At 37.3% G+C, this 1,735-nt stretch carries 1 protein-coding gene; it reads right to left on the bottom strand.

Annotation, left to right across the window (positions count from 1 at the left end):
* Window positions 1-72 precede the first annotated feature (72 nt).
* Complete coding sequence (locus tag Q0594_RS07520; RefSeq protein WP_298730950.1) at window positions 73-1,638, bottom strand: ABC transporter ATP-binding protein; 1,566 nt, start codon at window positions 1,636-1,638, stop codon at window positions 73-75.
* Window positions 1,639-1,735: the final 97 nt, after the last annotated feature.

Raw genomic sequence — 1,735 nt, 5'->3', positions numbered from 1 at the left:
GAGAGACGGAATATATAAGTCTCCTGTGAGCATGCGTTCTTTCATGGTTTTCATTTAGATACTCCTTTACAGTTAGTTCTCCAATTGAATCACATGATCAAAAAGATTTCTATTCTCTTCGATAAAATGATGTGTCACCATTATAACGGTTAGTTCTGGATTTGACAAAATCATTTTCTCAATACGAGCAGCGCTCTCCATATCTAAGCTCGCTGTGCTTTCATCAAACAGAAGGATTTTATGCGGTTGCGTTAATGCTCGCGCTATAGAAATTCTCTGTCTTTGGCCGCCAGATAATTGACTACCCTGCTCGGTAACCCCATCATCTAATTGGCAAAATTGCTGAATGCCGAGCTCATCTGGGAGTGAGATTTCTTTGGTGTTATCCCACAATGTAATGTTCTCTCTAACGGTTGCGTTAAACAAATGATTCTTTTGCGGATTGTAGTGAACAACACTACGCAATTGAACTACTTGTTCCTTCGTTAGTTCTTTTCCATCTAAGAAGACTTCCCCAGAATACTCATTGTTTTCTCCTGCAAGGAAATGTAATAATGTGGATTTTCCGCTTCCACTATCCCCGACTAAAGCATATTTCTTTCCTTTCTCAATCGTAAAGGAAATTGGTTTCACAATTTTATTTCCGTTGACCGCTACTTCTACAGAACTCAATTCTAGAGAGTCCTTCAGTTCCAGTTCTTCTTGTAGCATTTCATCAGGGAAAATGGATTCGTATTTATCAAAATACACTTGAACAGACTTATACTGTACTAGATTTTGCGCGATTAGGCTGACTTTTCCGAAAAGGACTCCTGTAAATGAACCGATACTTCCCATAACCCCAATCGATACAATTCCATTAACTATAAGATATCCGACTAAAATAGCACTCAATGATTGCCCTAAACTATTCACAGCTCCTGAAGCAATTCCAGAGAGCATGAATGCGCGAATCAAACGAACCACAGAATCTTTAACAGCGCCCGATTCAAATTGGACGCGATTTTTAAAAGTATCCATTTTATTTAATGCATAGAATACGGAATATCCCTCTAGTAAATTTTGTACATTCGAAGAAAATTTTTCTTGTGTTGCAGAATAACTTTCCAGTACTTTCTTCGTATGTGGTTCGAATAATTTTGGAATCAAAAGAAGTCCGCTAATTAATACCACAAGGAATAATAGGATAGACCAGTGATAAGTAAGGATAACTCCTATTGATAACAGCACCGTTAGTATACTTTCTGTTATCGTGAAAAACATCGGAATTCCCAATGACGAGATTCTCTCCATATCGTTTGTCATCCAAGATACATACTCTGGAAATTCACGTTTGGTGATTTCCATATAATTCGCCTTACGAAGTTTTTCTGCAATTTCTTTCCTTAATTCCGTATTGACTAATTGAATGAATTTTTCTTGTTGAACGGAAAATAAGAAATCTGAATACGAGAATATTCCTTGCATTGCAAACCGGATTGCCAACGCACCTACAAATTGCCAAGCATTCAAGGCAACTAACCCGTCAATGGCAAATGCAATAATCGCAATGTTCGCCACGGTTAAAAGGCTCTTGATGATTACTAATACGAGAAGAATCATTACTTTGGATGGATGTTGTAGTAACTTCTGCTTCATAATGATTTCTCCTTCCCTAAGTAAATCACTTCATCAAATAAATCACGATGTTCTTCAAAAAAATGATGTGTCACAATCACAAGGGTTAGGTTAGGAT

It is taken from the genome of uncultured Granulicatella sp. (genome assembly GCF_938030755.1).
Taxonomy (GTDB): domain Bacteria; phylum Bacillota; class Bacilli; order Lactobacillales; family Aerococcaceae; genus Granulicatella.
Note: the sequence above shows the minus strand (reverse complement) of the source record. Positions and strands in the feature narration are given on the sequence as shown.

Coding starts and splice junctions, on each gene's coding strand:
- Q0594_RS07520 (WP_298730950.1), bottom strand. CDS start 1,638: ATGAAGCAGAAGTTACTACAACATCCATCCAAAGTAATGATTCTTCTC.